The 25741-nt window shown below is 66.8% G+C and carries 13 protein-coding genes, 1 tRNA gene and 3 rRNA genes; 3 read left to right on the forward strand and 14 right to left on the reverse strand.

The window, feature by feature from the left end:
* The first annotated feature begins 6 nt into the window (after nucleotides 1-6).
* Nucleotides 7-924, forward strand: coding sequence for a DNA-formamidopyrimidine glycosylase family protein (locus CP983_RS11770; protein WP_150499566.1), 918 nt, complete (start codon nucleotides 7-9; stop codon nucleotides 922-924).
* 32 nt (nucleotides 925-956) lie between these two features.
* Nucleotides 957-1721, forward strand: coding sequence for an SDR family NAD(P)-dependent oxidoreductase (locus tag CP983_RS11775; RefSeq protein ID WP_150499567.1), 765 nt, complete (start codon nucleotides 957-959; stop codon nucleotides 1719-1721).
* A 66-nt stretch (nucleotides 1722-1787) separates the two neighbouring features.
* Here CP983_RS11775 and CP983_RS11780 read toward each other — a convergent pair whose 3' ends face one another.
* From CP983_RS11780 to CP983_RS11820, 9 genes are all read right to left on the reverse strand, one after another.
* A complete protein-coding gene (locus CP983_RS11780; protein WP_150499568.1) occupies nucleotides 1788-2072 on the reverse strand; it encodes a hypothetical protein in 285 nt (94 codons plus the stop codon).
* A gap of 310 nt (nucleotides 2073-2382) precedes the next feature.
* Entirely contained in the window at nucleotides 2383-2763 is a 381-nt protein-coding gene (locus CP983_RS11785; RefSeq protein WP_030960654.1) for a helix-turn-helix domain-containing protein, read from the reverse strand.
* A 109-nt stretch (nucleotides 2764-2872) separates the two neighbouring features.
* Complete coding sequence (locus CP983_RS11790) at nucleotides 2873-3418, reverse strand: CinA family protein (protein WP_107907426.1); 546 nt, start codon at nucleotides 3416-3418, stop codon at nucleotides 2873-2875.
* Complete coding sequence (pgsA, locus tag CP983_RS11795; protein ID WP_150499569.1) at nucleotides 3415-4206, reverse strand: CDP-diacylglycerol--glycerol-3-phosphate 3-phosphatidyltransferase; 792 nt, start codon at nucleotides 4204-4206, stop codon at nucleotides 3415-3417. Before pgsA ends, CP983_RS11790 begins: the two co-directional genes overlap by 4 nt.
* Entirely contained in the window at nucleotides 4203-5684 is a 1482-nt protein-coding gene (gene rimO / locus CP983_RS11800; RefSeq protein WP_107907424.1) for a 30S ribosomal protein S12 methylthiotransferase RimO, read from the reverse strand. Before rimO ends, pgsA begins: the two co-directional genes overlap by 4 nt.
* A gap of 94 nt (nucleotides 5685-5778) precedes the next feature.
* Complete coding sequence (locus tag CP983_RS11805; RefSeq protein WP_030957744.1) at nucleotides 5779-6615, reverse strand: helix-turn-helix domain-containing protein; 837 nt, start codon at nucleotides 6613-6615, stop codon at nucleotides 5779-5781.
* Between the two features lie 281 nt (nucleotides 6616-6896).
* The gene (locus CP983_RS11810; RefSeq protein WP_229914695.1) at nucleotides 6897-9635 is read right to left on the reverse strand and encodes a DNA translocase FtsK; all 2739 of its coding nucleotides are present in this window, start codon (nucleotides 9633-9635) and stop codon (nucleotides 6897-6899) included.
* Between the two features lie 161 nt (nucleotides 9636-9796).
* Nucleotides 9797-10480: a response regulator gene (locus CP983_RS11815; protein WP_150499571.1), complete on the reverse strand. Its 684-nt coding sequence runs from the start codon at nucleotides 10478-10480 to the stop codon at nucleotides 9797-9799.
* Nucleotides 10481-10724: 244 nt separating this feature from the next.
* Nucleotides 10725-16205 carry a HAMP domain-containing protein gene (locus CP983_RS11820; RefSeq protein WP_150499572.1) on the reverse strand — a complete coding sequence of 1827 codons (5481 nt, stop codon included), beginning with the start codon at nucleotides 16203-16205 and terminating at the stop codon, nucleotides 10725-10727.
* A gap of 381 nt (nucleotides 16206-16586) precedes the next feature.
* Here CP983_RS11820 and CP983_RS11830 point away from each other — a divergent pair, with 381 nt between their 5' ends.
* Nucleotides 16587-19331, forward strand: a complete 2745-nt coding sequence (locus tag CP983_RS11830; protein ID WP_150499573.1) for a SpoIIE family protein phosphatase — start codon at nucleotides 16587-16589, stop codon at nucleotides 19329-19331.
* A 58-nt stretch (nucleotides 19332-19389) separates the two neighbouring features.
* On the opposite strand, the gene CP983_RS11835 is transcribed toward CP983_RS11830, so the two are convergent.
* The 5 genes from CP983_RS11835 to CP983_RS11855 form a co-directional block, all read right to left on the reverse strand.
* Nucleotides 19390-19465, reverse strand: a tRNA-Thr gene (locus CP983_RS11835).
* Between the two features lie 76 nt (nucleotides 19466-19541).
* Nucleotides 19542-20204: a DegT/DnrJ/EryC1/StrS family aminotransferase gene (locus tag CP983_RS11840; protein ID WP_107907420.1), complete on the reverse strand. Its 663-nt coding sequence runs from the start codon at nucleotides 20202-20204 to the stop codon at nucleotides 19542-19544.
* Between the two features lie 113 nt (nucleotides 20205-20317).
* A 5S ribosomal RNA gene (rrf, locus tag CP983_RS11845) occupies nucleotides 20318-20434 on the reverse strand.
* 90 nt (nucleotides 20435-20524) lie between these two features.
* Nucleotides 20525-23644, reverse strand: a 23S ribosomal RNA gene (locus CP983_RS11850).
* A gap of 312 nt (nucleotides 23645-23956) precedes the next feature.
* Nucleotides 23957-25482 (reverse strand): 16S ribosomal RNA (locus CP983_RS11855).
* The 16S, 23S and 5S rRNA genes sit together here, the layout of an rRNA operon.
* Nucleotides 25483-25741: the final 259 nt, after the last annotated feature.

The raw sequence follows: 25741 nt of genomic DNA on the forward strand, positions 1-25741 counted from the left end.
TGACCCATGCCCGAAGGAGACACGGTCTGGCAGACGGCGAAGCGGCTGCACGCCGCCCTCGCCGGCGGGACGCTGTCCCGTAGCGACTTCCGGGTGCCCAAGTACGCCACGGCCGACCTCACGGGCCGCACCGTCCTGGACGTCACCCCCCGCGGCAAACACCTCCTGACCCGCGTCGAAGGCGGCCTGACGATCCACTCGCATCTGGGGATGGAAGGCTCCTGGAAGATCTTCACCGACCAGCAGCGCTGGACAGGCGGCCCCGTCCACCAGATCCGAGCGATCCTCACCGCCACCCCCGCCCCCACCCACACGCCCAACACCCCAGCCACCCCCGACGCCCACCCAGCCACCTACACAGCCGTCGGCTACCGCCTCCCCGTCCTCGAACTCCTCCGCACCACCGAGGAAGACCGCGCCGTAGGCCACCTCGGCCCCGACCTGCTGGGCCCGGACTGGGATCCCGACCGCGCCCTCGCCAACCTCCTCACGGACCCTGCCCGCCAGCTCGGCGAGGCCCTGCTGGACCAGCGCAACCTCGCCGGCATCGGCAATGTCTACAAGAGCGAGCTCTGCTTCCTCCTCCGCGTCACCCCCTGGCTCCCCATCGGCGCGCTCCCCGCCGAGCACACGGCCCAACTGCCGCTCCTCGCCAAGAAACTGCTGGAAGCCAACCGCGACCGCCCGATCCGCAACACCACGGGCCGACGAGGCCAGGATCTCTTCGTCTACGGCCGTGCCCGCCGCCCCTGCCTGCGCTGCGCCACCCCGATCCGCGTGGCCGACCAAGGCGACGGTTCCCGCGAGCGCCCCACCTACTGGTGCCCCAACTGCCAGGCGGGCCCGACCCCCAGCCGGACACCCGGCGCCACCCCACACCACGGAACCCAGCACCGAGAAACCCAGCACCGTACGACCAATTGACGACCCGTCAGATTCACTCGTACCGTCCCTTCATGGCCGTAAAGGCGTACGACCTCACCGGACGCACCGCATTCGTCACCGGCGCCGCCAGCGGCATCGGCCGCGCGTCGGCCGTGCTGCTCGCCGAGGCCGGCGCGACCGTGCACTGCGCCGACCGTGACGCGCAGGGCCTGCACGACACGGCGACCCTGATCAAGTCGAGCGGCGGCACCGCCCACGTCCACCACCTCGACGTCACCGACCGCGCCCAGCTCGGCCAGGCCGTCGCCGCCTGCGAGCGGCTGGACGTGATGGCGGCGGTCGCCGGGATCATGCACAGCAGCCCGGTCCTGGAGACCCGCGACGAGGACCTCGACCGGGTGCTGAGCGTCAACTTCAAGGGAGTGCTCTACGCCTGCCAGGAGGCGGCCCGCGCGATGCTCGCCCAGGGGGTCCGGGGCAGCATCGTCACCATGGCCTCGGGCGCCGTGGACACCGGCGGCCCCGGCCTGCTCTGCTACGGCGCGGCCAAGGCAGCCGTCGTGCAGCTCACGAAGACGCTGGCGACCGAGATGGGCCCGCACGGAATCCGCGTGAACGCCGTCGCGCCGGGCTGGATCCGCACTCCCATGACCGACCGACACGACACCGAGGCACAGACTCACACCGAGACGTTCATGGCGCGGATGTCGCCGCTGGGCCGGGTCGGTGAAGCGGAGGACGTCGCGCACGCGGTGCTCCACCTGGCATCCGACGCGTCGGCCTTCACCACGGGCCAGATCCTGCGCCCGAACGGCGGTGTGGCAATGCCGTGGTAACGCCCCTCATCACGGCCCAGAACCTGCGCCCGAACCACGGTGTGGCACTGCCGAGGTAACCGCCCCTCACCACCGTCCAGATCCGGCATCCGAACCGCGAGTAGCCGCCGCGGCGACCCGCCCCGTCCGCCCGGCCCGCCAGGCCCGCGCCCACCGCCGTGGATCGACGGCGCCCACGGCCCGCGCCTTCGGCACACAGTGCACCGGCAACAGGCTCAGCCCCCATCCCCCGGCGGCGACGCCCGCTTCCAGCACTCCGGCGTCCGGCGCCAGCGCGAGCCGCAGCACGGCCCACCACCACAGCGCCCCGAACCCGAGAGCCGCCCCCCAGCGGACTATCGGCCGTGCCATCCGCTCACCTCCAGCCCGAGGCTAGGCCGCCCGCCACACCGGCCGGGAGGGCGCAGCAACGGCAACAGTGACGGCGCGGGCCAACGCCTTCACGCCGCGTCGCGCGCCATCACACCCACCATGACCGCGTGATCACACTCCGGCAAACGGACCCGACGGCGACGACAGACCCGCCGGCCCAGCCGAAGGCGCCGACCCCGGACAGCACGAAACCCCGGCCGCTCTCCCCCAGGTCTCCCTGGAGAAGCCCCGGCCGGGGTCTCACACAACTCCTCAGCGCATGGTCAGCCCATGCGCACGGGCGTCACCGTCACGCGGCGACCACGTCCACGGCCTCGGAAGGCGCCTTGATGGTCACCCGTTCCGGTGGCACACCGGTCACCGACACGGAACCCAGCATCGGACGGACCGACGCGGGTACAGGCTCGCTGGGTGTGGCCGCAGCAGACTGGGCCAGCTCGGCGAGGGCGAGCTCGTCGCTCACTTCCCGCATGAGCTCGGACATCCGTACGTCCAGCGCGTCGCAGATCGCGGAGAGCAGCTCGGAGGAAGCCTCCTTCTGCCCCCGCTCCACCTCGGAGAGATAGCCGAGTGAGACTCGGGCGGACGAGGAGACTTCGCGCAGAGTACGGCCCTGGCGCTGGCGCTGCCGACGCAGCACGTCACCAAGCAGGCGACGGAGCAGAATCATCGGTGGCTCCCTCCTCGGACCGCGTAGCCGCATCCTTCACGCCCCACCGTACCGCCTTGCGCCGCGGCCGTGCGGGGAGCGATGTCGTGTTCACTCAGGGCTGCAAACATCAAAACCCCCCGTTCCGTTCCGTATCCTGTGCCCGCTCATTCCCACTGTGTTCGCCCGCAAGCTCCTTCAGGAGCAGTGCGAGTACGCTCCGTACACTCTCCATACGAATTTCCTCGCGGCCGCCGTTCAACCGCAGGGCCTCCACTTTTCCGCCACCGGCAGAACCGGGACCAAACCCGATCGGGCCGTCCAGGGCGACGAAAACGGTCCCCACGGGGTGTCCGTCCTGCATGTCGGGCCCCGCGACACCGGTCGTCGCGATGCCCCAGTCGGCACCCAGCGCCTTCCGTACGCCGGCCGCCATCTGGGCCGCCACCTGCGGATTCACCGCACCGTGCTGCTCCAGCAGGGTGGCGTCGACGCCGAGGAGCCGGTGCTTCAGCTCGGTGGCGTAGGCAGTCACCGACCCCCGGAAGACCTGTGATGCCCCCGGGACGGCTGTGATGTCCGCCGCAACCAGCCCGCCCGTCAGCGACTCCGCCACAGCGAGCGTCTCACCGCTCACTTTGAGTAGTCGCACCACGTCGGTGGCCCGGGAACTCACGCTTCCGTCTCCTCCAACGCGGCCTTGCGCTCTGCGATTCCCTGCCTGCGCAGCACAATGGCTTGTCTCACATAGTCGAGCCCGGTCAGCACGGTCAGGACGACCGCTGCGGCCATCACCCACCACCGCAGGGTGGCCAGCCACCCCGTCAGCGCCAGGATGTACATCCCGACGGCCACGCCCTGCGTGAGCGTCTTGAGCTTGCCGCCCCGGCTTGCCGGGATCACGCCGTACCGGATGACCAGGAAACGCAGGAGCGTGATCCCGAGTTCCCGGCCGAGGATGACGCCCGTCACCCACCACGGCAGATCGTCCAGTGCCGACAGACAGATCAGCGCCGCCCCCATGATCGCCTTGTCGGCGATGGGATCGGCGATCTTCCCGAAGTCGGTGACGAGGTTGTACGTACGCGCCAGATGACCGTCGAACAGGTCCGTGATCATGGCGATGGCGAAGGCCGCCCAGGCGAGGGAGCGCCACGCCGGGTCGTATCCGCCGTCGGCCAGCATCAGTGCGACGAACGCCGGCACCAGGACCAGCCGGAGCATGGTCAGGAGGTTGGCGATGTTCCAGACGCTGGCCTGGTTGACGGCCGCGGCCGCGATCTTCCCGCCGCGCGGTGATCTCGCCCCGCCCTCGGCACCGGTATCGGCGCCGCCCGCCGTCGAACCGCCCGCCCTCGGGCCGACGCCCTTGGCCGAGCCGGCCTTGGACGAGCCCATCGCACTCGCCTTGCCCGCCGCACCCGCCTGGGAGCCTCCCGCGGCGGACGCCGGAACTCCGGTCATCTGTCCGCCTCCTCACTACACGCGAGCGAGCCCGGCAGCGGCTCGGCCACCAGGTCGACACCTTCCGTACCGACCACCTTCGCCTCGACCATACGGCCGACGCGCAGCCCCTCGCCGCTCGTGAGCAGGACCTGGCCGTCCGTCTCGGGCGCCTGGTGCGCCCCGCGGCCGTACGCGCCCTCCTCCGAGTCCTCGTCGCCCACCGACTCGACGAGCACGTGCACGGTCTCGCCGACGCGCTCCTCGGACCGCTGCGAGACGAGCTCCTCGGCCAGCCGGGAGACACGCGCCAGCCGCTCGGCGACGACGTCCTCGTCGAGCTTGTTGTCGTACGTCGCGGCCTCGGTGCCGTCCTCGTCGGAGTAGCCGAAGACGCCGATGGCGTCCAGCCGCGCGTGGTTCAGGAAGCGCTCCAGCTCGGCCAGGTCGGCCTCGCTCTCGCCGGGGAAGCCGACGATGAAGTTGGACCGCACGCCGGCCTGCGGGGCCTTGCCGCGGATGGTCTCGAGCAGTTCGAGGAACCGGTCGGTGTCGCCGAAGCGGCGCATCGCGCGCAGCACGTCCGGCGCGGAGTGCTGGAAGGACAGGTCGAAGTAGGGGGCGACCTTCGGCGTGGAGGTCAGTACGTCGATCAGACCGGGCCGCATCTCGGCCGGCTGGAGGTAGCTGACGCGGACACGCTCGATGCCGTCGACCTCGGCGAGCTCCGGCAGGAGGGACTCCAGCAGGCGGATGTCGCCCAGGTCCTTGCCGTAGGAGGTGTTGTTCTCGGAGACCAGCATGATCTCCTTCACGCCCTGTTCGGCCAGCCACCGCGTCTCGTTCAGCACATCGCTGGGCCGGCGCGAGATGAAGGAGCCGCGGAAGGACGGGATGGCGCAGAAGGAGCAGCGCCGGTCGCAGCCGGAGGCGAGTTTCACCGAGGCGACCGGGGAGCCGTCGAGGCGGCGGCGCAGGGGCGAGCGCGGGCCGGAGGCCGGAGCGAGCCCCTCCGGAAGGTCGACGGGGGCGTGCCCGGGCAGTGCGACGTCGGCCGCGGACTCCTGCCGTTCGGCAGGGCTGATCGGCAGCAGCTTGCGCCGGTCGCGCGGGGTGTGCGCGGCGTGGATGCCGCCGGAAAGGATGGTCTGGAGGCGGTCCGAGATGTCCGCGTAGTCGTCGAAGCCGAGCACTCCGTCGGCCTCGGGGAGGGCCTCGGCGAGGTCCTTGCCGTACCGCTCGGCCATGCAGCCCACCGCCACGACGGCCTGGGTTCTTCCATGGTCCTTGAGGTCGTTGGCCTCCAGGAGGGCGTCGACGGAGTCCTTCTTGGCGGCGTCGACGAAGCCACAGGTGTTGACGACCGCGACGTCCGCGTCGGCGGCGTCCTCCACGAGGTCCCAGCCGTCCGCCTCCAAGCGGCCTGCGAGCTCCTCCGAGTCCACCTCGTTACGGGCGCAGCCAAGAGTGACGAGTGCGACGGTACGGCGTTCAGACATGGGCTCAAGACTACTTTGTCTCACTGACAGCCCACGTCGACGGGGTTGGCCGATCTTGGCCAACCCCGTCCTCAGCTCGACCGTTCAGCCGGACTTATCCCGCCTGGGGGTCGCCCTTGGTGTACGTCAGGCGCTCCACGGCGCCCGGCTGCCAGTCGTCGTCGATCTTCTTGCCGTTGACATACAGGTCGATCGCACCCGCGTCACCGAGGACGAGGTTGATCTTCTCGCTGTCCTGGAAGGTCTTCGAGTCGCCCTTCTTGAGCAGGTCGTCGAAGAGCAGTCGGCCGTTGTGGTCCTTGACCCCGACCCAGCTCCTGCCGTCGACGGCGCTCACCTGGACGGTCACCTTGTCCTGCGGGACGGCCGCGATGGCGCTGTCCGAAGGCTCCGGGTCGGGATCCTTGGGCTTGTCGGTCTTCGGGGTGGGCGTGGTCTTGTCGGACGTCGGCGTCGAGCCGCCCTCGGCGACGGCGGACTTGCCGCTGTCGTCGCCGCCCTTGAACGCGGTGAATCCGACGAACCCGACCACCGCGACGATCGCGGCGACCATGGCCGCGGTCCAATTCGGCCCGCGCCGCTCGGGACGGATGCGCTCCGCCTCGAACAGAGGGGCGGCGGGGGTCGGCGCCGGCCGCCCGCCGTGCGAGTCGTCGTACTGGGCGAGCAGCGGAGCCGGATCGAGGTGGACGGCCTTCGCCAGGGTTCGGATGTGGCCACGGGCGTACACGTCGCCGCCGCAGGGGGCGAAGTTGTCCGCCTCGATGGCCTGCACGATGGCGATGCGGACCCTGGTGGCGTTGGTGACGTCGTCGACGGTCAGCCCGGCATCGAGGCGCGCCTGCCTCAGGGCACGGCCGATCGAGGGGCGGGCTTCCTCGGATACGTCTTCGAACGGACGCTCGTCTTCAGGGGAGTTGCCGATGGACACGGGGGCGCCTTTCGAGCGTTTAAGCCACCTGTGCTGGAGGTTCAGTCTAGGGGGGTAACGAAAGGGTGGGGCAACCGGGCGGTGGGACTTTGTACGCCATCGGTATGGCCGGTCAGACCGATGGTGGGGCACGAGAATGTCGCTTCCCTCAACTTGACGTACGCCGAACGGGAACGGTTGCTCAATGATCCCTTACGGGTGAGTCACGATCGGGCATCGGCTCCTCACCCACCCACCCGCGAGGCGACCACTGCACTCCCGTATTCCGCGTAGGGCTCGCTTTATGCCTCCCCGCGGATCACGGCGAGCACTCCGTCCAGCTCATCAGGTTTCACAAGAACGTCACGAGCCTTGGATCCCTCGCTCGGACCCACGATCCCGCGGGACTCCATGAGGTCCATCAGCCGCCCCGCCTTGGCGAAGCCGACCCGCAGCTTGCGCTGGAGCATGGACGTCGAACCGAACTGCGTGGAGACCACCAGCTCCGCCGCCTGGCACAGCAGGTCGAGGTCGTCGCCGATCTCCTCGTCGATCTCCTTCTTCTGCTTCGTCCCGACGGTCACGTCTTCCCGGAAGACGGGCGCCATCTGGTCCTTGCAGTGTTGGACGACGACCGCGACCTCTTCCTCGGTCACGAACGCGCCCTGCATACGCGTGGGCTTGTTCGCGCCCATCGGCAGGAACAGCCCGTCGCCCTTGCCGATCAGCTTCTCGGCGCCGGGCTGGTCGAGGATGACGCGGGAGTCGGCGAGCGAGGAGGTGGCGAACGCGAGCCGCGAGGGCACGTTCGCCTTGATCAGACCGGTGACGACGTCCACGGAGGGCCGCTGCGTGGCGAGCACCAGGTGGATGCCGGCCGCACGCGCGAGCTGCGTGATGCGGACGATCGCGTCCTCGACGTCACGCGGGGCGACCATCATCAGGTCGGCGAGCTCGTCGACGATCACCAGCAGGTACGGGTAGGGCTGGAGCTCGCGCTCACTGCCCTCCGGCGGCTTCACCTTGCCGTTGCGGACGGCTTCGTTGAAGTCGTCGATGTGCCGGTATCCGTACGCCGCGAGGTCGTCGTAGCGGAGGTCCATCTCCCGTACGACCCACTGGAGCGCCTCGGCGGCCCGCTTCGGGTTGGTGATGATCGGCGTGATCAGGTGCGGGATGCCCTCGTAGGCGGTCAGCTCGACGCGCTTGGGGTCGACGAGCACCATGCGGACGTCCTCCGGGGTCGCCCGCATCATGATCGAAGTGATCAAGCAGTTAATGCACGACGACTTACCGGAACCGGTCGCACCGGCGACCAGCACATGCGGCATCTTCGCGATGTTCGCCATCACGTAGCCGCCCTCGACGTCCTTGCCGAGCGCGACCAGCATCGGGTGGTCGTCCTCCGCGGCGGCCGCGAGGCGCAGCACATCGCCGAGGTTGACCATCTCGCGGTCGGTGTTGGGGATCTCGATGCCGACCGCCGACTTGCCGGGGATCGGACTGATGATCCGCACGTCCGGGCTGGCGACCGCGTACGCGATGTTCTTCGTCAGCGCGGTGATCCGCTCGACCTTCACGGCCGGCCCGAGCTCGACCTCGTAGCGCGTGACCGTCGGCCCGCGCGTGAAGCCGGTGACGCGGGCGTCGACCTTGAACTCGGAGAAGACGGTGGTGAGCGAGTCGACGATGGCGTCGTTGGCGGCGCTGCGCGACTTGCCCGGGCCACCGCGCTCGAGGAGGTCCAGCGACGGCAGCGAGTAGGTGATGTCACCGGACAGCTGGAGTTGTTCGGCGCGCGGCGGCAGGTCGCGCATCTCGTCGGGCGCGGACTTCGTGAGGTCCGGCACCCCGGACTTCACCGGGTCCGGCACCTCGGTCTTCGGGAGCTTCTCCTGCTTGGGGCGCGCGGCCGGGACGGGCGTCGGCACCGGGGTGGTCTCCGCGCGGTCGCCCACGCTGACGCCCTGGGTGAGGTCGGCGACGATCGGCGACGGCGGCATCCCGTGCAGGACGGCACCGTCGAGTGCGGCAGCGGCGGCCGCCGCGACGTCCACAGCGTCCATGGGACGGTCCATCTCGGGCTGCGGGACCGCGGAGCGCCTCGGCCGCCCACGACGCCGCGAGAGGGCCTCCTGTTCGGCGCCGTCGGGGTCGTACGCGGCGCGCGCCGGCGCCCGCTTGCGCCCCCGCGCCGCGGGCAGTGCCTCGCGCCACTGGTCGTCGTAGCGCTCGTCTTCGTCGGTGTACTCGTCGTCCTCTTCGGGGTCCGGCAGGATGCCGAGCTTGATGCCCAACTGCCGCAGCCGCTGCGGGATGGCGTTGACGGGCGTGGCGGTGACCACCAGCAGCCCGAAGATGGTCAGCAGCACGAGCAGCGGTACGGCGAGTACGTCGCCCATGATGTGCGTCAGCGGGGTCGCCGCGCCCCAGCCGATCAGCCCGCCCGCGTCCCGTATGGCGGACATGCCGTCGCTGCGGGCGGGCGAGCCGACGGCGATGTGGACCTGGCCGAGCACGCCGATGACGAGCGCGGACAGACCGATGACGATACGGCCGTTGGCCTCGGGCTTCTCGGGGTGCCGGATGAACCGCACGCCGATGACCGCGAGCAGTATCGGCACGAGGAGGTCGAGCCGGCCGAAGGCGCCGGTCACGATGATCTCGACGAGGTCGCCGACGGGACCGCGCAGATTCGACCAGGTGCCGGCGGCGACGATCAGCGCGAGGCCGAGCAGCAGCAGCGCGATGCCGTCCTTGCGATGGGCGGGGTCGAGGTTCTTCGCGCCCTGCCCTATGCCGCGGAAAACGGCGCCGACCGCGTGCGCGAGCCCGAGCCAGACGGCGCGCACGAGCCGGTACACGCCCCCGGTGGGGTTGGGCGCGGGCTTCGGCGGCGCGGCTTTCTTGGCCGCGGCCTTCTTCGCCGGCGCCTTCTTCGCGGGGGCTTTCTTGGCGGCGGCCTTCTTCGCCGGAGCCTTCGCTGAAGCGGCCGCCTTCTTCGCGGGCGGCTTCTTGGCTGCGGAGGAACGTGAGGCCATGGGTGTGAGGTTACCGGTGGAGAAGACAGTGGACACGTGTGCCCACTGCTTCACCCGTTCGTGTCGCCCTTGTGAGGGCGGCGGACTGACGCCGGTTCACGGACCCGTCACGCACAGGACTGTCGGGCGCCGCCCGCCCGCCAAGCGGAATAGACGCGGGGTCAGTTCTGCGAAGGCACCGACGAGTTGCTCCCGGCGCCCGGTTCCAGCGCGTCCAGCGCCCGCCGCAGTCCGGTGAGTTTGCGTTCGAGATGAGCCGCCGTGGCCACCGCGGCCGCGTCCGCGGACTCGTCGTCCAGCTGCTTGGACAGCGCCTCGGCCTGCTCCTCGACGGCCGCGAGCCGTGCCGACAGCTCGGCCAGCAGCCCCGCCGGCTCCTTGGAGTCGGCGCCCGCGGCCTTGCCGCCACCGCCCTCCAACTGGAGCCGCAGCAGCGCCGCCTGCTCCCGGAGCTGGCAGTTCTTCATGTACAGCTCGACGAACACGGAGACCTTCGCCCGCAGCACCCACGGGTCGAACAGCTTGGAGATGTAGTCCACCGCGCCTGCCGCGTAGCCGCGGAAGGTGTGATGCGGGCCGTGGTTGATCGCGGTGAGGAAGATGATCGGGATGTCCCTGGTCCGTTCCCGCCGCTTGATGTGCGCTGCGGTTTCGAAACCGTCCATTCCCGGCATCTGGACATCCAGCAGAATGACCGCGAAGTCGTCCGTCAGAAGTGCCTTGAGCGCTTCCTCCCCGGACGATGCCCGCACCAGGGTCTGATCGAGCGCAGAGAGGATCGCCTCCAGCGCAAGCAGATTCTCCGGCCGGTCATCGACCAGGAGGATCTTGGCCTTCTGCACCATGGCCCGCCCTCCTCGCCCCGGCAGTGCACCGGGCTCCGCCCCAGGGGACGACTCCCTTACGCCGCCCGCCCTCGTGCCGGTCATGGTAGCCGCACCCCGCCTGTCGCCACACCCTGTCACCGCGATGTCACTGTGCACGTAGCAGAAACGCAGCAGGAGACCAGAAGGTTCCCCGAATCCCGCACTTCTACACGACCTCGACCACACTGAGTCAGCAACTCCGTGTGAACACTTTCGGCTCTCGTCACTGGTCCCTCATCCACTGGTCCATCACCGCCAGGAGATGATCGGGATCGACCGGCTTGGTCACGTAGTCGGAAGCGCCCGACTCGATCGCCTTCTCCCGGTCGCCCTTCATCGCCTTCGCGGTCAGCGCGATGATCGGCAGCCCGGCGAACTGCGGCATCCTGCGGATCGCCGTGGTCGTCGCGTATCCGTCCATCTCCGGCATCATGATGTCCATCAGGACGACCGCCACGTCGTCGTGCTGCTCCAGGACCTCGATGCCCTCACGGCCGTTCTCGGCGTACAGCACCGACAGGCCGTGCTGCTCCAGGACGCTGGTCAGCGCGAAGACGTTGCGGATGTCGTCGTCGACGATCAGCACCTTCTCACCGCCGAACCGGATCCCGCGGCGCGACTTCGGAGCCGGCTCCCGCCGCTCCGGCGCCGACCACTGCTCCAGCTGCGACGGACCCTGCTCCAGCTCGTGCGCGGCCCGACGACGGCGCCTGAAGAGCGCGGCGGCGCCGTTCTGGGTCTCGCGGTACGACCGCACCTCCGCCGGCGTCTCGATCTCCACGTCGGACATCTCCGCCAGGTCGGCCGCCGACGCCACCAGGGCGCCCGCGTCGAGGGCCGGCAGCTGCTGCTGATAGCCCTGCGGGGGCAGCTCGCTGGGGTGCAGCGGCAGGTACAGCGTGAACGTCGAGCCGCGTCCCGGTTCGCTCTGCGCGTGGATCTCGCCGCCCAGCAGCTGCGCGATCTCCCGCGAGATGGACAGCCCAAGACCCGTACCGCCGTACTTGCGGCTGGTCGTGCCGTCCGCCTGCTTGAACGCCTCGAAGATCACCCGCATCTTGCTGGCCGCGATCCCGATGCCGGTGTCCGTCACGGAGAACGCGATCAGCGGCGCGTTCACCTCGGTCAGCGAACCGGCCTCCAGCAGCTGCTCCCGGATCACCTGCGGCACGTCCATCCCGGCGGGCCTGATGACCAGCTCGACCGAGCCGGAGTCGGTGAACTTCACCGCGTTCGACAGCAGGTTCCGCAGCACCTGGAGCAGCCGCTGCTCGTCGGTGTGCAGCGTGGCCGGCAGCTCCGGGGAGACCCGTACGGACAGGTCCAGGCCCTTCTCCGCGGTCAGCGGCCGGAAGGTGGCCTCCACGTAGTCGACGAGTTGCACGAGCGCGATGCGCGTCGGGGAGACGTCCATCTTGCCCGCCTCGACCTTCGACAGGTCGAGGATGTCGTTGATCAGCTGGAGCAGGTCGGAGCCGGCGCCGTGGATGGTCTCGGCGAACTCGACCTGCTTGGGCGAGAGGTTGCCCTCGGCGTTGTCGGCGAGCAGCTTGGCCAGAATCAGCAGCGAGTTGAGCGGCGTACGCAGCTCGTGCGACATGTTGGCGAGGAACTCGCTCTTGTAGCGCATCGAGACGGCGAGCTGCTCGGCGCGCTCCTCCAGGACCTGCCGGGCCTCCTCGATCTCGGTGTTCTTCACCTCGATGTCGCGGTTCTGCTGGGCCAGCAGCTCGGCCTTCTCCTCCAGCTCGGCGTTGGACGCCTGGAGGGCCTTCTGCCGGTTCTCCAACTCGGCCGAGCGCTCACGCAGTTGCTCGGTCAGCTCCTGCGACTGCTTCAGCAGCACCTCGGTCTTGGTGTTGACCGAGATCGTGTTGACGCTGGTCGCGATCATCTCGGCGATCTGGTTCAGGAAGTCCTTCTGGATCTGCGTGAACGGGGTGAAGGAGGCCAGCTCGATGACGCCGAGCACCTTGCCCTCGAACAGCACCGGAAGGACGATCACCTGCGCGGGAGGCGCCTCGCCGAGCCCGGAGGAGATCTTCAGATAGCCGCTGGGCGCGTTCTCCACGAGGATCGTGCGCTTCTCCTCGGCGGCCGTCCCGATGAGCGCCTCACCCGGCCGGAAGGACGTCGGCATGGAACCCATCGAATAGCCGTACGACCCGAGCATCCGCAGCTCGTAGGCGTCGTCGTTCTCGGCGGCCAGGTCGGTGCCGTCGAGGAGCGGCATGGCGACGAAGAACGCGCCGTGCTGCGCGGTCACCACCGGCGTCAGCTCGCTCATGATCAGCGAGGCCACGTCGTGCATGTCCCGGCGGCCCTGCATCAGCGCGGAGATCCGGGCGAGGTTGCCCTTGAGCCAGTCCTGCTCCTTGTTCGCGATCGTGGTGTCGCGCAGGTTGGCGATCATCTTGTTGATGTAGTCCTGGAGCTCCTGGATCTCGCCGGACGCGTCGACGTCGATCTTCAGGTTCAGGTCGCCACGGGTCACCGCGGTAGCCACGCGCGCGATGGCACGCACCTGACGAGTGAGGTTCCCTGCCATTTCGTTCACGGACTCGGTGAGGTCGCGCCAGGTTCCGTCGACGTCACGCACGCGTGCCTGGCCGCCGAGCTGCCCTTCGGTGCCCACCTCGCGGGCGACTCGGGTGACCTCCTCGGCGAACGACGACAGCTGGTCGACCATCGTGTTGATCGTCGTCTTCAGCTCGAGGATCTCGCCACGGGCGTCGATGTCGATCTTCTTGGACAGGTCACCCTTGGCGATCGCGGTCGTGACAAGGGCGATGTTGCGCACCTGGCCGGTCAGGTTGGACGCCATCTGGTTCACGGACTCGGTGAGGTCCTTCCACGTACCGGCCACACCCGGTACGTGCGCCTGACCACCGAGGATCCCGTCCGTGCCCACCTCGCGGGCCACCTTGGTGACCTGGTCGGCGAACGAACTCAGCGTCTTCACCATGGTGTTGAAGGTGTCGGCGAGCTGCTGGACCTCGCCGCGCGCCTCGATCGTGACCGTCCGCGTCAGATCGCCGTTGGCGACGGCCGCCGCGACCTGGGAGATGTTCCGCACCTGCATGGTCAGGTTCTTGGCCATCAGGTTCACGTTGCCGCTGAGGTCCTTCCAGATGCCCGTGACACCCGGAACGTGCGCCTGGCCGCCCAGGATGCCCTCGGTGCCCACCTCGCGGGCCACCCGGGTCACCTGCTCGGCGAAGCTGGAGAGCTGGTCGACCATCGTGTTGACGGTCGTCACGAGCTCGAGGATCTCGCCCTTGGCGTCGACGGTGATCTTCTTCGACAGGTCGCCCTTGGCGACCGCGGTCGTGACCTCGGCGATCTGGCGCACCTGAATGGTCAGGTTGTTCGCCATGAAGTTCACGGACTGGGTGAGGTCCTTCCAGGTACCGGAGACGCCCTGCACCTCGGCCTGACCGCCGAGCTGGCCCTCCGTACCCACCTCACGGGCGACCCTGGTGACCTCCTCCGCGAACGACGACAGCTGGTCCACCATCGTGTTCAGCGTGTTCTTGAGCTCCAGGATCTCGCCGCGCGCGTCCACGGTGATCTTCTGCGACAGGTCACCCCGGGCCACCGCGGTGGCGACCTGGGCGATGTTGCGCACCTGGGCGGTCAGGTTGCCTGCCATTCCGTTCACGGAGTCGGTCAGGTCCCGCCACACGCCGGCCACACCGGGCACCTGCGCCTGTCCGCCCAGCCGACCCTCGGTACCCACCTCGCGGGCCACCCGGGTCACCTGGTCGGCGAAGCCGGAGAGCTGGTCGACCATCGTGTTGATGGTGTTCTTCAGCTCCAGGATCTCGCCGCGCGCGTCGACGTCGATCTTCTGCGACAGGTCACCCTGGGCCACCGCAGTGGTGACCTGCGCGATGTTGCGCACCTGGGCGGTCAGGTTGCCTGCCATGCCGTTGACGGAGTCGGTCAGCTCCTTCCACGTACCGGCGACCCCCGGTACGACCGCCTGACCGCCCAGCCGGCCCTCGGTACCCACGTCCCGGGCCATCCGCGTGACCTGGTCGGCGAAGGACGACAGCTGGTCCACCATCGTGTTCACGGTGTTCTTCAGCTGGAGCATCTCGCCCGAGACGTCCACGGTGACCTTCTGCGACAGATCACCGTTGGCCACGGCCGTCGTCACCTGGGCGATGTTCCTCACCTGTCCGGTGAGATTCCGGAACGCGGTGTTGACGGAGTCCGTCAGGTCCTTCCACGTCCCCGCCGCCCCGGGCACCTGCGCCTGACCGCCCAGCTCACCTTCGACACCGACCTCACGCGCGACACGCGTGACCTCGGAACCGAACGCGGACAGCTGGTCGACCATGCCGTTGACGGTGTTCTTCAGCTCCAGCATCTCGCCGGCCACGTCGACCGTGACCTTCTGGGACAGATCACCGTTGGCCACCGCCGTCGTCACCGCGGCGATGTCCCGCACCTGAGTGGTCAGGTTCCGGAACACCGTGTTGACGGAATCCGTCAGGTCCTTCCACGTCCCCGCCGCACCCGGCACGTTCGCCTGACCGCCCAGCTGGCCCTCGGCACCGACCTCATTGGCGACACGCGTGACCTCGTCGGCGAAGATCCGCAGGGTCTCTGTCATCTGATTGATCGTGGTCGCGAGCTGGGCGACCTCGCCCCGCGCCGACACGGTCACCTTCTGCGACAGATCACCGTTGGCGACCGCCGTAGTCACCTGCGCGATACCGCGCACCTGCGCCGTCAGGTTGCCGGCCATGAGGTTCACCGAATCGGTGAGGTCCTTCCACACGCCGGCCACACCCGGCACCTGCGCCTGCCCGCCGAGCTCGCCCTCGGTGCCCACCTCGCGCGCGACTCGCGTCACCTCGGAGGAGAAGGACGACAGCTGGTCCACCATCGTGTTGACGGTGTTCTTCAGCTCCAGCATCTCGCCGGCCACGTGGACGGTGACCTTGCGGGACAGATCGCCCTTGGCGACGGCCGTGGTCACCAGCGCGATGTCCCTGACCTGCGCGGTCAGCCGGTACGCCATCGTGTTGACGGAGTCCGTGAGGTCCTTCCACGAACCCGACATCCCACGCACGCGTGCCTGCCCGCCGAGCTTGCCCTCGGTACCGACCTCACTGGCCACACGCGTGACCTCGTCGGTGAACGTCGAGAGCTGATCGACAAGGTTGTTGACGGTCCGCCCGACCTTGAGGAACTCACCCCGCAGCGGATGCCCGGTCCCGTCCGACCCCTGCGTACGCAGCTCCATGCGCGGCGACAGATCACCCTCGGCCACCGCGGTCAGCACCCGGCCGACCTCGGAGACGGGGCGTACGAGATCGTCGACCAGGGAGTTGGAGTTGTCGATCGCGACACCCCAGGAGCCCTCGCAGGCACCCGTCTCCAGCCGCTCGGTGAGCTTGCCCTCACGGCCGACCATCCGACGCACGCGCGCCAGCTCACCCGTGAGGTGGAGATTTCGGTCCGCCACCTCGTTGAAGACGGCGGCGATCTCCGACATCACGCCGTCCCCGGACACCGTGAGCCGCTTCCGGAAGTTCCCGTCGCGCATCGCCACGAGAGCCGTCAGCAGCCGGTTCAGGGCAGCCGTGTCCACGGCCGTGGTGCCGCCGCCACGCGACTTGCGCTCGTTCTTCAGGGACTGTCCGCCTTTCGCGCGCGTCTTAGTGCCCCGCGTCGCTGCGCCAGACTCCACTGTGTCCCTCCCGCAGGGGTCGACCGTTACTGCTGTGCTCAGGTTGCTACTAGCTCCGCGTACCCATTACTGCTGGGTATTCCTGCCGGATATACCAGGCCACACCCACGTGCTGCTGCCCGCGGTACGCGAATCACACTCAGCCTGCCCGGACCTTCACAAGAAGCTTGCCCAGTGTTTCACCCTGCCTGAACCCGGCCATAACAGTTCGGCAGCTTCGCACATCGTCCGCACACCCTCCGGGCGGAAACACTGCAGACCGGCATCCGCATGGACGGCGAAGGTAAGTAACCTTGCATGCGGCTGTCCAGCCGCGCCGGTCCCGTCCGGCCTGGGCGGTGACAGGAGGAGCACGAGCGGGCATCGGAGGGGCAGCCGGACATGACCACCGGACTGATCCCGGGGGGACCATCCCCGGACCGGCCGACGGGCGCGCACATGCCGCACCAGCGGCATGAGCCGGTCGGCCAGGTAGCCCTGCACGTCGACAACCGGACGAGGAGTTCAGTGATCACCGCGCGCGCGGCAGCCAGCTTCGATCCCGTCGGGCGATCGGTCGCGAGCGCCCGCTCCTTCGTCCGCGACACATTGCAGGGCTGGGGTTTCGCCGACATCGTCGACGACGCAGTCGTCCTCACCAGCGAACTGGTGACCAACGCCGTCGTACACGCCGGCACCTCCGCGGACGTCCTGTGCCTGCGCAGTGAAGAAGGCGTACGAATCGAGGTGGCCGACCGGTATCCGGAGCGCGAGATCCCGCTCCAGGGCTCACCGGTCAACATGGGCAGCCCCGACCGCGAGGGCGGCCGCGGCCTCCAGCTCTGCGCGGCCCTGGCCGGCCGCTGGGGCGTCGAGTACACACCGACCCACAAGCAGGTCTGGTTCCAACTCGACCTCCCCGAGCGCCCGGTGGGCACCCGCGCGGCCGGCCCGTCGCTGCCCTCCGACCTCCTCCCGCTCGCCGACGGCCGCGTCCGCGTCGCGGTGATCCAGATCGACCGCACGGGCTCCATCTCGTCGTGGAACGAGGACGCGGAAGAACTCTTCGGCTACGCGGCCGAGCAGGTCACCGGAAAGCCCCTCACCGACCTCGCCGCCTGGCCGCACACCCCGGGCACCAGCACCGGTATCGCCGAGGCACTCCAGCTCTCCCGCTGGGAGGGCAGCTACGGCATCCGGGGCGCCAACGGCCGCGTCACCCCCGTGTACGCCTCCCACCTCCGGGTCCGCGACACCGGCGGCGAGCCCTCCACGGTCTGCCTCCTGGTCCGCAACCACGAGCGCGCCGTCCTCCAGACCCCGCTGCGCGTCCCCGCCTCCGACTCCGCCAACGAGGCCACGAGCACCGACCCCTTCGAGGTCTTCATCGGCTCGCCCGCCCCGGACGACCTCGACGGCCTCCTCCAGCGCACGGTGGAACGCGCCCGCGACATGCTCGACGGAGACTCCGCCTTCCTGCTCCTCGCGACCGACGACGAGACGGAACTGGAGGTCCGCGCCTCCACCGGCCTGCCCTCGGCCCGCCAGCGCTTCGCACGCGTGCCCGTAGAGGCGGGCCCCGGCCGCTACGGCTCTGCCCGGATGCCGGCGGTCCACGAGGACCTCACCATGGTCCCGGGCGCCGTGCCCCTCCTCAGGGGCACCGGCATGCGCTCGGTCGTCACGGTCCCCCTGAAGGTCGAGGGCCGCCTCACCGGCTCCCTGGGCGTCGCGGCGGAGGGCCCGGCCAGATACTCCAACGAAGAGGCGCTGCGCCTCCAGTTCGCCGCCGACCGCATCGCGCTCGCGGTCGAGTCGGCCCGCCTCGGCGAACTCGAACGCCTGCGCCGCGGCTCGCTCAGCTTCCTCGTCGAGGCCTCCGACCTCCTCGCCGGCACCCTGGACCGCGACCAGACTCTCGCCCTGATGGCCCAGATGACGGTCCCGACCCTGGCCACCTGGTGCGCGGTCTACACGATCGCCGACCAGGCCTCGGAGCCGTACCTGTCATACGTCCTCCATGAGGACGAGGAACTCATCGACGGCATTAAGTCGTTGCTCTCCAAGATCCCCCCGCCGGACCCGGTACCCACCCCCGGCGCCCGCGTCTGGTCGGCCCCGGCCGAATCCGCCCATCAGGCCGCCCTGCGCACCTCCATGCGCAGCCTCGGCCTCGGCGAGCCCATCGGCCGCATCAGCGCCGGCATCGGCCCCACGCTGGCCACGGCGTCCGCGGTCGGCGGCGAGACGGTCGTCCTGCCCCTGGTGGCCCGCAACCGCGTCATCGGCATGCTCACCCTCGGCAAGCCCACCGACGAGCACTTCCGCCAGGAAATCCTGGAGTTGGCCGAAGACCTCTCCCGAAGGGCCGCCCTGGCCCTGGACAACGCCCGCCTCTATTCCGAGCGCACGGCCATCAGCCAGTCCCTCCAGCGCAGCCTGCTGCCGCCCGAGCTCCCCGAGATCGACGGCGTCGAGGTCGAGGTCATCTACCGCGCCGCCGGTGAGGGCAACGAGGTCGGCGGCGACTTCTACGACCTCTTCCCGATCAGCGACGGCGCCTACGGCTTCGCCATCGGCGACGTCTGCGGTACGGGCCCGAACGCGGCGGCGGTCACGGGCCTCGCCCGGCACGCCCTCCGCCTCCTCGCCCGCGAGGGCCTCAGCGGCCCGGCGGTCCTGGAGCGCCTGAACTCCGCGATCCTCGACGAGGGAGCCCGCAGCCGCTTCCTGACGCTCCTCTACGGCGAGTTGAGGCCCCAGGAGGACGGCAGCGCCGAGCTGAAGGTGGTCTGCGCCGGCCACCCGCTCCCCCTCCGCCTGCGCCAGGACGGCACGGTCGAGCCCGCTGCGGAACCGCAGCCCCTGCTCGGCGTCATGGAGGACCTGGAGCTCTACGAGCAGACGGTCACGCTCGACCCGGGCGACGTTCTGCTCTGCGTCACGGACGGAGTCACCGAACGCCGCGAAGGCACCCGCATGCTGGGCGACGACGGTCTCACCGACGTCCTCACGACCTGCACCGGCCTCACGGCGGGCGCAGTGGCGGCCCGCATCATGCGCGCGGTCGAACGCTTCGCCTCTGACGCCCCGTCCGACGACATGGCCATCCTGGCGATGCGGGTCCCCGGCATCCACAAGGACTGAGGCGGACAGGAAGAAGGGCATGAGAAAGGCCCCGCCCGAATGGGCGGGGCCTTCTGCGTGGAGCCCCCAAACGGAATCGAACCGTTGACCTTCTCCTTACCATGGAGACGCTCTACCGACTGAGCTATAGGGGCCGGCTGCCTTTTGCGAAGTTTCCCTCGCGGCAACGAAATAGAGCATACCCCGAACGCGCCGTGCTCCCAAACTCGCTCAGAAAGCGGGCTGAAGCAGTCCTCCGAGCGCATTGCAGGCGGACACCACGCGCTGCATGTCCCTCTTCGTCAGCGAGGCGTCAACCGGCAGAGCCAACGTTTCATCAGCGGCCCGCTCGGTCTCCGGCAGGGACACACACCGCCGGTACTCGGGCAGCCGATGCACAGGGGTCTTCACCGGCACCCGGCACTCAACTCCCCTGGCCCGCACGGCCCGAGCGAAGGCGTCCCGATCCGGCCGCCCGTTCCCGGGAACCCGCACGATGTACTGCTGGTATGTGTGCCCGTCACCGCCATCCGGCGTGTAGACACCCTTGAGCTTCGCATCCAGGTACGAGGCCCGCTGCCTGCGCTGAGCGATCTCGTCGTACGGAGCCTCGGACTCACCCTGCTCCAGCACCAGCAGCCCGTGCCGCTGCCCGATCTCGTGCAGCCGCGCGATATCGGCCGACCGCCCGAACCGGTGTACGGCCACAACGGCCGCCGTGCGCCGAGTGACAACCGCCGCGACAGCGCCGGCGTCCAGGCAGTACGTCACCGGATCTATGTCGGCGAACACCGGCAGCGCTCCGGCCAGGACCACGGCCTCGGCGACTTCGACGTTCCCGAAGGCCGGTACGACAACCTCATCACCGACACCTACGCCGGCAGCCCTGAGCATTGCAGCAGTACCCATGTGGGTGATGTTGGTTGCGGAACGTGAACGTCAGGTGACGGACAACAAAAAAGGGTTGGACCCGGAACCGAAGTTCCGGGTCCAACCCGATACAAGGAGTTCGGCGGCGTCCTACTCTCCCACAGGGTCCCCCCTGCAGTACCATCGGCGCTGTAAGGCTTAGCTTCCGGGTTCGGAATGTAACCGGGCGTTTCCCTCACGCTATAACCACCGAAACACTATGAAACTGTCGAACTTGCCGCACCGTATGTGGCCATACGGGGCTGTTCGTGGTTTCAGAACCAACACAGTGGACGCGAGCAACTGAGGACAAGCCCTCGGCCTATTAGTACCGGTCACCTCCACACGTTACCGTGCTTCCAGATCCGGCCTATCAACCCAGTCGTCTACTGGGAGCCTTACCCCATCAAGTGGGTGGGAATACTCATCTCGAAGCAGGCTTCCCGCTTAGATGCTTTCAGCGGTTATCCCTCCCGAACGTAGCCAACCAGCCATGCCCTTGGCAGAACAACTGGCACACCAGAGGTTCGTCCGTCCCGGTCCTCTCGTACTAGGGACAGCCCTTCTCAATATTCCTGCGCGCGCAGCGGATAGGGACCGAACTGTCTCACGACGTTCTAAACCCAGCTCGCGTACCGCTTTAATGGGCGAACAGCCCAACCCTTGGGACCGACTCCAGCCCCAGGATGCGACGAGCCGACATCGAGGTGCCAAACCATCCCGTCGATATGGACTCTTGGGGAAGATCAGCCTGTTATCCCCGGGGTACCTTTTATCCGTTGAGCGACGGCGCTTCCACAAGCCACCGCCGGATCACTAGTCCCGACTTTCGTCCCTGCTCGACCCGTCGGTCTCACAGTCAAGCTCCCTTGTGCACTTACACTCAACACCTGATTGCCAACCAGGCTGAGGGAACCTTTGGGCGCCTCCGTTACTCTTTAGGAGGCAACCGCCCCAGTTAAACTACCCATCAGACACTGTCCCTGATCCGGATCACGGACCCAGGTTAGACATCCAGCACGACCAGACTGGTATTTCAACGACGACTCCCCCTGAACTGGCGTCCAGAGTTCACAGTCTCCCAGCTATCCTACACAAGCCGAACCGAACACCAATATCAAACTGTAGTAAAGGTCCCGGGGTCTTTCCGTCCTGCTGCGCGAAACGAGCATCTTTACTCGTAGTGCAATTTCACCGGGCCTATGGTTGAGACAGTCGAGAAGTCGTTACGCCATTCGTGCAGGTCGGAACTTACCCGACAAGGAATTTCGCTACCTTAGGATGGTTATAGTTACCACCGCCGTTTACTGGCGCTTAAGTTCTCAGCTTCGCCCCACCGAAATGGAGCTAACCGGTCCCCTTAACGTTCCAGCACCGGGCAGGCGTCAGTCCGTATACATCGCCTTACGGCTTCGCACGGACCTGTGTTTTTAGTAAACAGTCGCTTCTCGCTGGTCTCTGCGGCCACCCCCAGCTCATGGAGTAAATCCAATCACCGGACGTGGCCCCCCTTCTCCCGAAGTTACGGGGGCATTTTGCCGAGTTCCTTAACCATAGTTCACCCGAACGCCTCGGTATTCTCTACCTGACCACCTGAGTCGGTTTAGGGTACGGGCCGCCATGAAACTCGCTAGAGGCTTTTCTCGACAGCATAGGATCATCCACTTCACCACAATCGGCTCGGCATCAGGTCTCAGACACATGTCAGGCGGATTTGCCTACCTGACGTCCTACACCCTTACCCCGGGACAACCACCGCCCGGGATGGACTACCTTCCTGCGTCACCCCATCACTCACCTACTACCACCTTGGTTCGGCGGCTCCACCACTCCCCTTTGCCCGAAGGCTCCAGGGCGGCTTCACGGCCTTAGCATTAATGGGTTCGATGTTTGACGCTTCACAGCGGGTACCGGAATATCAACCGGTTATCCATCGACTACGCCTGTCGGCCTCGCCTTAGGTCCCGACTTACCCTGGGCAGATCAGCTTGACCCAGGAACCCTTAGTCAATCGGCGCACACGTTTCTCACGTGTGAATCGCTACTCATGCCTGCATTCTCACTCGTGAACCGTCCACCACTGCCTTCCGGCGCGGCTTCACCCGGCACACGACGCTCCCCTACCCATCACAGCCTCCGTTGGGAGTATTGCTGCAATGACACGACTTCGGCGGTACGCTTGAGCCCCGCTACATTGTCGGCGCGGAATCACTAGACCAGTGAGCTATTACGCACTCTTTCAAGGGTGGCTGCTTCTAAGCCAACCTCCTGGTTGTCTCTGCGACTCCACATCCTTTCCCACTTAGCGTACGCTTAGGGGCCTTAGTCGATGCTCTGGGCTGTTTCCCTCTCGACCATGGAGCTTATCCCCCACAGTCTCACTGCCGCGCTCTCACTTACCGGCATTCGGAGTTTGGCTAAGGTCAGTAACCCGGTAGGGCCCATCGCCTATCCAGTGCTCTACCTCCGGCAAGAAACACACGACGCTGCACCTAAATGCATTTCGGGGAGAACCAGCTATCACGGAGTTTGATTGGCCTTTCACCCCTAACCACAGGTCATCCCCCAGGTTTTCAACCCTGGTGGGTTCGGTCCTCCACGAAGTCTTACCTCCGCTTCAACCTGCCCATGGCTAGATCACTCCGCTTCGGGTCTTGAGCGCGCTACTATACCGCCCTATTCGGACTCGCTTTCGCTACGGCTTCCCCACACGGGTTAACCTCGCAACACACCGCAAACTCGCAGGCTCATTCTTCAAAAGGCACGCAGTCACGAGATATGTGCAAGCACATATCCGACGCTCCCACGGCTTGTAGGCACACGGTTTCAGGTACTATTTCACTCCCCTCCCGGGGTACTTTTCACCATTCCCTCACGGTACTATCCGCTATCGGTCACCAGGGAATATTTAGGCTTAGCGGGTGGTCCCGCCAGATTCACACGGGATTTCTCGGGCCCCGTGCTACTTGGGTGTCTCTCAAACGAGCCGCTGATGTTTCGACTACGGGGGTCTTACCCTCTACGCCGGACCTTTCGCATGTCCTTCGCCTACATCAACGGTTTCTGACTCGTCTCACAGCCGGCAGACTGTGAAAGAGAGATCCCACAACCCCGCATACGCAACCCCTGCCGGGTCTCACACGTATACGGTTTGGCCTCATCCAGTTTCGCTCGCCACTACTCCCGGAATCACGGTTGTTTTCTCTTCCTGCGGGTACTGAGATGTTTCACTTCCCCGCGTTCCCTCCACTTGCCCTATGTGTTCAGACAAGGGTGACAGCCCATGACGACTGCCGGGTTTCCCCATTCGGAAACCCCCGGATCAAAGCCTGGTTGACGACTCCCCGGGGACTATCGTGGCCTCCCACGTCCTTCATCGGTTCCTGGTGCCAAGGCATCCACCGTGCGCCCTTAAAAACTTGGCCACAGATGCTCGCGTCCACTGTGCAGTTCTCAAACAACGACCAGCCACCCATCACCCCGCTGTCATCAGCGAGTTCACTGGGGCCGGCACCTGAAGGCAGCCTGACCGGCCGTACCTTCAGACACCCAACAGCGTGCCAGGCCGGACCCTGTCCGGAGATCATGCGTTCCACGCTCCGAAGAGCAGTACTGGCAAGCCTCCGACCCAGAAGATCGGCCGAATAATCAACGTTCCACCCATGAGCAACCAGCATCAGACATTCGCCGATGTACTGGCCTCTGACCAACCGGAGTTGGTGAGAAGTGCTCCTTAGAAAGGAGGTGATCCAGCCGCACCTTCCGGTACGGCTACCTTGTTACGACTTCGTCCCAATCGCCAGTCCCACCTTCGACAGCTCCCTCCCACAAGGGGTTGGGCCACCGGCTTCGGGTGTTACCGACTTTCGTGACGTGACGGGCGGTGTGTACAAGGCCCGGGAACGTATTCACCGCAGCAATGCTGATCTGCGATTACTAGCAACTCCGACTTCATGGGGTCGAGTTGCAGACCCCAATCCGAACTGAGACAGGCTTTTTGAGATTCGCTCCACCTCACGGTATCGCAGCTCATTGTACCTGCCATTGTAGCACGTGTGCAGCCCAAGACATAAGGGGCATGATGACTTGACGTCGTCCCCACCTTCCTCCGAGTTGACCCCGGCGGTCTCCTGTGAGTCCCCATCACCCCGAAGGGCATGCTGGCAACACAGAACAAGGGTTGCGCTCGTTGCGGGACTTAACCCAACATCTCACGACACGAGCTGACGACAGCCATGCACCACCTGTACACCGACCACAAGGGGGGCACTATCTCTAATGCTTTCCGGTGTATGTCAAGCCTTGGTAAGGTTCTTCGCGTTGCGTCGAATTAAGCCACATGCTCCGCTGCTTGTGCGGGCCCCCGTCAATTCCTTTGAGTTTTAGCCTTGCGGCCGTACTCCCCAGGCGGGGAACTTAATGCGTTAGCTGCGGCACCGACGACGTGGAATGTCGCCAACACCTAGTTCCCACCGTTTACGGCGTGGACTACCAGGGTATCTAATCCTGTTCGCTCCCCACGCTTTCGCTCCTCAGCGTCAGTAATGGCCCAGAGATCCGCCTTCGCCACCGGTGTTCCTCCTGATATCTGCGCATTTCACCGCTACACCAGGAATTCCGATCTCCCCTACCACACTCTAGCTAGCCCGTATCGAATGCAGACCCGGGGTTAAGCCCCGGGCTTTCACACCCGACGTGACAAGCCGCCTACGAGCTCTTTACGCCCAATAATTCCGGACAACGCTTGCGCCCTACGTATTACCGCGGCTGCTGGCACGTAGTTAGCCGGCGCTTCTTCTGCAGGTACCGTCACTTTCGCTTCTTCCCTGCTGAAAGAGGTTTACAACCCGAAGGCCGTCATCCCTCACGCGGCGTCGCTGCATCAGGCTTTCGCCCATTGTGCAATATTCCCCACTGCTGCCTCCCGTAGGAGTCTGGGCCGTGTCTCAGTCCCAGTGTGGCCGGTCGCCCTCTCAGGCCGGCTACCCGTCGTCGCCTTGGTGAGCCATTACCTCACCAACAAGCTGATAGGCCGCGGGCTCATCCTTCACCGCCGGAGCTTTTAACCCCCGTCCAGGAGGACAGGAGTGTTATCCGGTATTAGACCCCGTTTCCAGGGCTTGTCCCAGAGTGAAGGGCAGATTGCCCACGTGTTACTCACCCGTTCGCCACTAATCCCCACCGAAGTGGTTCATCGTTCGACTTGCATGTGTTAAGCACGCCGCCAGCGTTCGTCCTGAGCCAGGATCAAACTCTCCGTGAATGTTTACCGGTCATCCGGTGCACACACACGAGAGCGGAACCAGGAGAGGAATAGTCTCCCGGTTCACAGCGTCCTCGCTGTGTTATTTCAAAGGAACCTCGCCCCAACCGAACGGTCGGAGACGGGGTATCAACATATCTGGCGTTGATTTTTGGCACGCTGTTGAGTTCTCAAGGAACGGACGCTTCCTTTGTACTCACCCTCTCGGGCTTTCCTCCGGGCTTTTCCCTTCGGTCTTGCGTTTCCGACTCTATCAGAT

This window comes from Streptomyces chartreusis, from assembly GCF_008704715.1.
Taxonomy (GTDB): Bacteria; Actinomycetota; Actinomycetes; order Streptomycetales; family Streptomycetaceae; genus Streptomyces; species Streptomyces chartreusis.